General features: G+C 70.9%; 1 protein-coding gene and 2 pseudogenes. All 3 read right to left on the reverse strand.

What is annotated here, in order from left to right; all coding sequences use genetic code 11:
• Window positions 1-517, reverse strand: a pseudogene (locus tag Q0112_RS06825) (phage major capsid protein); the annotation flags it as partial.
• Complete coding sequence (locus Q0112_RS06830; protein WP_297973114.1) at window positions 502-840, reverse strand: HNH endonuclease signature motif containing protein; 339 nt, start codon at window positions 838-840, stop codon at window positions 502-504. The pseudogene Q0112_RS06825 and the gene Q0112_RS06830, both read right to left, overlap by 16 nt.
• A 68-nt stretch (window positions 841-908) precedes the next feature.
• Window positions 909-1,136: pseudogene (locus tag Q0112_RS06835) on the reverse strand (microcin ABC transporter ATP-binding protein); the annotation flags it as partial.

The following is a 1,136-nucleotide window of genomic DNA, read 5'->3' on the forward strand; positions in this document are numbered from 1 at the left end:
GGTATTCGACGAGCCCGGTGTCGATGCTAATCATCTGCGCCCCCATGCGGGCCGCGATGCTGTCCGGGAAGAGGCGGTCGATGACCGGCCGCACCTGCTTGGGGTCGAAGATGCCCGAGGCGACCGTCTCGCCCGCGCGCCGCTCCAGCGCCGCCCACGGAACCGGGCAGCCGCGGTAGGAGCCCGAGGAGCGCATCTCCTGCATCACCTCGGCCGTCTGCCCGGTCGGCTGCCTGCCCTCATCGAGGAAGAGCACCGCCTGCCGCACCTCGTAGGCCGCCACAAGGTCGGCCCAGGCCTTCCCGTCGCGGGTCTCCAGGTCGGCCCCGGCCTCGCGCCGCTCCTCGTCCTCGGCGATCAGGGCGGCCCTGTAACGGGTCTCATTGGATCGGTATTCCGCATCCATGGTCTCCATGGAACGGGTCTCTGCCTCGCTCGGGGTGTCCTTCCCGACGAGTTCCGCGAGCGCCTGCCGGATTTCCGACTGGCGGCGCGCGATGGTCACGCTTGCGAGCATGTTCGTCTCCTACTGCTCGGGGTGCCGCCTCTTTCGAGCTGGCGGACGGCGTTTCGCCATTCGATGCGCGCCGGGCTGAGGGGTGCGCCCCCCATCTCGACGCGCGTAACCTGCGCGTGGCAGGAGCCGCAGAGGCTCCGAAGGTTGCCGAGGTCGAAGCCAAGCTCGGGATGCGTCCGCACCGGCTCGACGTGGTGGACTTCGAGCCGGCCCCGCGCGCCGCAGTCGCAGCAGCGGAAGCCGTCGCGCCGGAGCGCCTGCAACCGCAGCGCCCGCCAGCGCGGGGTGCGGCAGACGGCCTCGGAGGGGCGATGCCAGGTCATGCCCACATCGGCCTCCGCACCTGCCGGACGGGCCGCGTCATCATCCGCTCGCCCTCGGCGACCGCGAGGATCGTCGCCGCCGCGCCCGATTCCATGACCCCGCCATGGCGCATGACGGTGATGCGGTCGGCCATGTCGGCGACGACGGCGAGGTCGTGCGAGATCAAGAGCAGGCCCATCTTCCGTTCCTCGGGCAGGTCGCGCAGCAGGTCGAGGATCTGCGCCTGGAGCACGACGTCGAGCGCCGTGGTCGGCTCGTCGGCGATCAGCAGCTTGGGTTTCAGCGCGCAGGCGAT

The organism is uncultured Amaricoccus sp. (genome assembly GCF_937858865.1).
Lineage (GTDB): Bacteria > Pseudomonadota > Alphaproteobacteria > Rhodobacterales > Rhodobacteraceae > Amaricoccus.